The following is a 6841-nucleotide window of genomic DNA, read 5'->3' as shown; positions in this document are numbered from 1 at the left end:
GGCGGGAGCTCCCGCGGTGACCCCCGGGTCGCGGCCGCCGCGGCGGCCGCGGTCGGAGTGCGCGCCCTCCCGCGGGGCCGGGCAGGGCGATCTTGCGCTCCGCTTCGCACACCGGCTGGTCGAGGTGCTGACCGGGAACCGCCCGGTGGGCCAGTTGCAGCGGCACAGCACACTGCAGGGCTACCAGCAGCTCGCCGCACTCGTCCGGACGGGCCCGCTGCGGCCGCGCGGGCGCGCCCCGCAGACCCGGCTCGGCCGGGTGTACGACTCGGCGCCCGCGCCGGACGCCCTGGAGGTGTGCGTCCGGGTGGAGTTCGGTCCGCGCCACCACATGGTGGCCTTCCGGCTGGAGCGGCACCGGCGGACCGAGCAGTGGCAGTGCGCGGCGGTGGAGGCGCGCTGACCGCGGCCGTACCGGGGAACGCCGCAGGGCGCCGCCCCGGTCGGGGTGCGGCGCCCTGCGGGCGGTGTCGCTGCGGGTCAGCCCTTGCGGCGGCGGCCGCGGCCGGCGGCCTTGGCGGCGCGGCGGCGCTCGGCGCGGGTCATGCCGTCGCCCTCGTCGGCCGCGGCGTCGTCGAAGTCGCCCTCGATGACGGTGTCGTCGCCGTCGACGGTCGGCGCGGTGTAGTGCAGCCGCTGGCGGGCCGGGGCCTCCAGGCCCTTGGCCTTGATCTCCGGACGGGCGTCGCTCTTCTCCAGGACGACGGCGTCCTCCGCGACAGGCACCTCCTCGACCTGCTGCTCGACCTGGACCTCCAGGTTGAACAGGTAGCCGACGGACTCCTCCTTGATGCCCTCCATCATGGCCGCGAACATGTCGTAGCCCTCGCGCTGGTACTCGACCAGCGGGTCGCGCTGGGCGTAGGCGCGCAGCGCGATGCCCTCCTGGAGGTAGTCCATCTCGTAGAGATGCTCGCGCCAGCGGCGGTCCAGCACGGACAGCACCACGCGGCGCTCCAGCTCGCGCATGATCTGCTCGCCGAGCTGGTCCTCGCGGCGGCCGTAGGCGGCCTGGATGTCCTCCTGGATGGTCTGGGTGAGGAACTCGGGGGTGAGCCCGGCGGTGCCGCCGGCCTCCTCCTCCAGCTCGTCCAGGTCGACGCCGACCGGGTAGAGCTGCTTGAGGGCCGTCCAGAGCTTCTCGAGGTCCCAGTCGTCCTCGAAGCCCTCGCCGGTGGCGGCGGTGACGTAGGCCTCCACGGTGTCGTCCATGAAGTGGCCGACCTGCTCCTGCAGGTCCTCGCCCTCCAGGACGCGGCGGCGCTCGCCGTAGATGACCTCGCGCTGGCGGTTGAGGACCTCGTCGTACTTGAGGACGTTCTTGCGGATCTCGAAGTTCTGCTGCTCGACCTGGGTCTGCGCGGAGGCGATGGCGCGGGTGACCATCTTGGACTCGATCGGCACGTCCTCGGGCACGTTGGCCATCGACAGGACGCGCTCGACCATGCCGGCCTTGAACAGGCGCATCAGGTCGTCGCCGAGCGACAGGTAGAAGCGGGACTCGCCCGGGTCGCCCTGGCGGCCGGAGCGGCCGCGCAGCTGGTTGTCGATCCGGCGGGACTCGTGGCGCTCGGTGCCCAGCACGTACAGGCCGCCGAGCTCCTGGACCTCCTCCTGCTCGGCCTTGACGGCCTCCTTGGCCTTGTCCAGGGCGCTCGGGAAGGCGGCCTCGTACTCCTCCGGGGTGTCCTCCGGGGTGATGCCGCGCTGGGCGAGCTCGGCGGCGGCCAGGTGCTCGGCGTTGCCGCCGAGCATGATGTCGGTGCCGCGGCCGGCCATGTTGGTGGCGACGGTGACGGCGCCCTTGCGGCCGGCCTGCGCGACGATCTGCGCCTCGCGCTCGTGGTGCTTGGCGTTCAGGACCTCGTGCGGGATGCCGCGCTTGCGCAGCTCCTGGGAGAGGTACTCGGACTTCTCGACCGAGACGGTGCCGACCAGGACGGGCTGGCCCTTCTCGTGCTTCTCGGCGATGTCCTCGACCACCGCGGCGAACTTCGCCGGCTCCGACTTGTAGATCAGGTCGGGCTGGTCGATGCGGCGGGGCGTCTTGTTGGTGGGGATCGGCACCACGCCGAGCTTGTAGATCTGGTGGAACTCGGCGGCCTCGGTGGTGCCGGTACCGGTCATGCCGGAGAGCTTGTCGTAGAGGCGGAAGAAGTTCTGCAGGGTGATGGTGGCCAGCGTCTGGTTCTCGTTCTGGACCTCCACCCCCTCCTTGGCCTCGATCGCCTGGTGCATGCCCTCGTTGTAGCGGCGGCCGGCCAGGATGCGGCCGGTGTGCTCGTCGACGATCATGACCTCGCCGTTGATGACGACGTAGTCCTTGTCGACCTTGTAGAGCTCCTTGGCCTTGATGGCGTTGTTGAGGAAGCCGACCAGCGGGGTGTTCACCGACTCGTAGAGGTTGTCGATGCCGAGGTAGTCCTCGACCCGGCCGACGCCCTCCTCCAGGATGCCGACGGTGCGCTTCTTCTCGTCGACCTCGTAGTCGCGGTCGCGCTTGAGGCGCTGCACCAGCTTGGCGAAGTCGTTGTACCACTTGGTGGCCTGGTCGGCCGGGCCGGAGATGATCAGCGGGGTGCGGGCCTCGTCGATCAGGATCGAGTCGACCTCGTCGACGATCGCGAAGTTGTGGCCTCGCTGGACGAGCTCGTCCTGCGCCCAGGCCATGTTGTCGCGGAGGTAGTCGAAGCCGAACTCGTTGTTCGTGCCGTACGTGATGTCCATCCCGTACTGGCGCTTGCGCTCGGCCGGCGTCATGTTCGCCAGGATCACGCCGACCTCGAGGCCGAGGAAGCGGTGCACCCGGCCCATCCACTCCGAGTCGCGCTCGGCGAGGTAGTCGTTGACGGTGATCAGGTGCACACCCTTGCCGGTGAGCGCGTTGAGGTACGCGGGCAGGGTGCCGACCAGGGTCTTGCCCTCGCCGGTGCGCATCTCGGCGACGTAGCCGAAGTGCAGCGCGGCACCGCCCATGATCTGGACGTCGTAGTGGCGCTGGCCGAGCACGCGCTTGGCCGCCTCGCGGACGGTCGCGAAGGCCTCGGGCATGATGTCGTCCAGGCTCTCGCCCTCGGCGAGCCGGGCCTTGTACTCGTCGGTCAGCGCACGAAGCTCGTCGTCGGTGAGGTTGACGAAGTCCTCTTCGATCGAGTTGACCTGGGCGGCAATCCGCTGCAGCTTGCGAAGGATCTTTCCTTCGCCTGCGCGCAGGATCTTGTCGAAGACGGACACGTGAGCGGGCTCCTTGCCTGGATCGGCTCTGGACGACAGTCGGCGAGACCTACCCCACCGTACGGGCCATCGTATGCGAGGAGGCCAAGCCGCCGGGAGGTCCGTCAGCACGGTATTCCTGTGTCACCCGCAGGGGCAAAGCACTGTGAAGCACCGGCCCCGGGGCAAAACGGTCACCGCACCGCCTCCTCCTCGACAACCTCCGGCGGGGCCCCCGGGTTCCCGGCGGCCCGCCCGTTGTCGGCGCCGGGGCCTACGCTGCCCGGCATGACCGTCATGCTCTCCGCCGACCAGGCCCGCCGGATCGCCCTTCGCGCCCAGGGGCTCCTGGGCGCCCCGGACCGCCGCGGCGGGGTGCGCGGGGTGCTGCGGCACCTGGGCGCCGTCCAGCTGGACACCATCTCGGTGCTGGCCCGGTCGCACGAACTCGTCCCCTACGCCCGGCTCGGCGCGGTGGGGCGCCCCGCGGTCGAGGGCGCCTACTGGGGTTCGGAGACGACCTTCGAGTACTGGTCGCACGCGGCCTGCATCCTGCCGATGGAGGAGTGGCCGCTGTTCGCGTTCCGCCGGCGCGCCTACCGGGACCGCGGCAACCTCTGGGGCCACCAGGTCTCCCCGGAGACGTACCGGTCGGTGCTGGAGCGGCTCCGCGCCGAGGGGCCGCTCACCTCGACGGGCCTGGGCGGCGCGAAGCGCACGGCGGAGTGGTGGGACTGGTCCGACACCAAGATCGCGGTGGAGCGGGCGCTCGCCTTCGGCGACGTGGTGTGCACCGAGCGGCGCGGCTGGAAGCGGGTCTACGAGGCGGCCGAGCAGGCCGTCCCGGCGGAGCTGTTCGAACTGGACCTGCCCGACGAGGAGTGCCTGCGGCGGCTGGTCGCGCAGGCGGGCGCAGCCCTCGGGGTCGCCACCCGGGCGGACCTGATGGACTACCACCGGCTCAAGGGCGCGCAGGTCGACGCGGTGCTCGAGGCGTCCGGACTCGTGCCGGTGCAGGTCGAGGGCTGGCCGGCGGCGGCCTGGGCCGATCCGGCTGCGCTCGCCTCCGAGCCGCGCGGGCGGCACCGCACCACGCTGCTGTCCCCGTTCGACTCGCTGATCTGGGACCGCGCCCGCACCGAGCGGATCTTCGGCATGTCGCACCGGCTGGAGGCGTACACGCCCAAGCACAAGCGGGTGCACGGCTACTTCGCGATGCCGCTGCTGGCGGGCGGCCGGCTGGTCGGCCGGGTCGACCCCGCGCGCGAGGGCAGCACCCTGGTGGCGCGTCAGATCTCCCTGGAGGGGCCCAAGTACGTCGCCCCGCTCGCCGAGGCCCTGCGCGAGGCGGCGTCCTGGGTGGGCTGCGACGCCGTCCGGGTGGAGCTGCTGGCGGACGAGCGGCTGCGCCCGGCCCTGGAGAAGCTGCTGTGAGGCCGGCGGCCGGCGCTCAGCCTATTTCGAGGATCTTCTCGCGCATGGCGTAGACCACGGCCTCCATCCGGGAGTGCAGCTGCAGCTTCTCCAGGATGTTGCGGACGTGGTTCTTCACGGTGTTCTCGCTGATGAAGAGCTCCTTGGCGATCTCCCGGTTGTTCATCCCGGTCGCCACCAGCTTGAGCACCTCCAGCTCCCGGTCGGTGAGCCGTGGTGCGGGCACCAACTCCCGGTCGTCGGAACGGCGTTGGATCATCGACTTGAACTCGGTGAGCAGCTTGGCCGCCATCGAGGGGCTGATCTGCGACTGGCCGTCGGCGACCGCGCGGATGGCGGTGGCCACCTCGTCCGTGGAGATCTCCTTGAGCAGGTAGCCGGTGGCACCCGCCTTGATCGCCTCGTAGAGGTCGGCCTCCTCGTCGCTGATCGTCAGCATGATGATCTTCGCGCTGGGCACCACGTCCTTGATCGCGGTGCAGGCCTCGATCCCGCTGCGGCGGGGCATCCGGACGTCCATGAGGATGATGTCCGGCAGCAGGTCGGCGGCCTTGAGCACGGCCTCCGCGCCGTCCCCCGCCTCGCCGATGACCCGGATGTCCTCCTCCTCGGCCAGCACGATCTCCAGACCGCGGCGGAAGAGGGCGTGGTCGTCGACCACCAGCACCCGGATCGGTTCGGCGCGGTGGCCTCCGTAGCCCGACGGACCGTCGGACCCGCCGTCCGCGCCCAGGCCACGCGCACCCCGGCCGATGGGCTCGCCCATCCGCTCCTCCCCCCGGTCGCCGCTCGATGTCGGCTCCATCATTCCATGACCGCAGGGGCGTTGATCACCCTCCGACACCGGACCGCCCAGCTGGGTGACCCCGGCGGCGCGGGCCGCCGGGGTCACCGGTCGATCGATCTGCCGTACGGCCGACGGGACGGGATCAGTCCTCGTCGAGCGCGTTGATCGCGCCGCCGGCGCCTCCGCCGATCGCCGTCGCGTCCTCCTTCAGGTGGATGACGCCGTAGTGGTAGCCGTGCCGGCGGTACACCACGCTCGGCAGGCCGCTGTCCTTCTCCACGAACAGGTAGAAGTCGTGGCCGACGAGTTCCATCTCGTACAGCGCCTGGTCCAGCGACATCGGTGCTGCAGGGTGCGTCTTCTCGCGGACGACGAGCGGTCCGTCGCCCTCCACCTCCAGCGATCCCATCATGGTCTTGCGGGCCGACCCGTTGACCGGGCCCTCGGTCTGCTCCGTCGCGGGCAGGTTCGCCAGCGCGGCCGTCGCCGCGGCGACGCTGACGGGGGTGCGGCCGTTGCCGCCCTTGTGCACCCGACGCCGGTCCGCGGACTTGCGCAGCTGGGCGTCGAGCTTCGCCGAAGCCAGGTCGAGCGCCGCGTACGGGTCGCTCGCGGCGGCCTCGGCCCGGATCACCGGGCCGCGGGTACGGAGAGTGATCTCCACCCGCTCGGACCGGTCGGCCTGCCGCGGGTTGTGCTCCTTGGACACCTCGACGTCGAGGCTGATCACCTTGCCGTCGAACTTCTGGACCTTCTCCAGCTTCTCGGCCACGTGCTCGCGGAACCTCTTGGGCACCTCGGTCTTGCGGCCCTTGACGACGATGTCCACGCAGAACTCCGATCCCTTGTGCTGTCGCCGATCCGGAACGCACCCGGACCGGACTGAGACCCAGCCGGACCAGCCAGTCCGCCACCAGCCCCCCACCTTCGCCGGGAGCGGCGAACCCGACTGGCCCTCACCTCACTTCCTCCCCACCAGGAGCGCTTGAAACCCCCTGTGTGCCTTATGGAACACCTCGCTCGGGGATTCCGCCTCCCCAGTCGAACACCGTGGCGACACCGAACGGGCCGTCCAGGTGTCACCCTCTGTTTACCTTCCATGGAGTGAAACAGGGGTGAACGACTGGACAACACGCGCCGGGCCGCCCACCGTATGGCCCAGTCCCCGACCCGGCAAGAGTCCGTACGGCACTCCCGGCCGGGCCGGATGCCCCGTTCGTGCACGTCGTCCGTGCCCCGCGCGCCCGGGAGGCGCCCGTGACCACGCCGTTCGCCGCCGGCCTCCTCGACACCGGGCTGCTCGACCTGCTGCTGCCCGCCCGGTGCGCGGGCTGCGGCGGCCCCCGTGGGCAGCTCTGCCCGGCCTGCCGGGCCCGGCTGACCTGCGCCGGCGCCGGGCCGGTCGAT

General features: G+C 71.1%; 5 protein-coding genes. 2 read left to right on the top strand and 3 right to left on the bottom strand.

The genetic code is table 11. From position 1 onward, the window contains the following. Nucleotides 1-403, top strand: a 403-nt coding sequence (locus KSNIM_RS23515) for an Rv3235 family protein (protein WP_263105142.1), incomplete at its 5' end; no start/stop codon positions are given. 77 nt (nt 404-480) lie between these two features. Here KSNIM_RS23515 and secA read toward each other — a convergent pair. Next, nucleotides 481-3234, bottom strand: a complete 2754-nt coding sequence (gene secA, locus KSNIM_RS23510) for a preprotein translocase subunit SecA (protein ID WP_263105141.1) — start codon at nt 3232-3234, stop codon at nt 481-483. Nucleotides 3235-3501: 267 nt separating this feature from the next. Between secA and KSNIM_RS23505 the strand changes: the two genes are divergently transcribed. Continuing rightward, nucleotides 3502-4647, top strand: a complete 1146-nt coding sequence (locus KSNIM_RS23505; RefSeq protein WP_263105140.1) for a winged helix-turn-helix domain-containing protein — start codon at nt 3502-3504, stop codon at nt 4645-4647. A gap of 16 nt (nt 4648-4663) precedes the next feature. On the opposite strand, the gene KSNIM_RS23500 is transcribed toward KSNIM_RS23505, so the two are convergent. Continuing rightward, the gene (locus tag KSNIM_RS23500) at nt 4664-5413 is read right to left on the bottom strand and encodes a response regulator transcription factor (protein WP_263105139.1); all 750 of its coding nucleotides are present in this window, start codon (nt 5411-5413) and stop codon (nt 4664-4666) included. Nucleotides 5414-5576: 163 nt separating this feature from the next. Continuing rightward, nucleotides 5577-6263, bottom strand: a complete 687-nt coding sequence (gene hpf / locus KSNIM_RS23495; RefSeq protein WP_263105138.1) for a ribosome hibernation-promoting factor, HPF/YfiA family — start codon at nt 6261-6263, stop codon at nt 5577-5579. Nucleotides 6264-6841 lie beyond the last annotated feature (578 nt).

This window comes from Kitasatospora sp. DSM 101779 (assembly GCF_025655475.1).
GTDB lineage: Bacteria > Actinomycetota > Actinomycetes > Streptomycetales > Streptomycetaceae > Kitasatospora.
The sequence above is the reverse complement of the archived record's forward strand: the minus strand, read 5'-3'. Positions and strand labels throughout refer to the sequence as shown.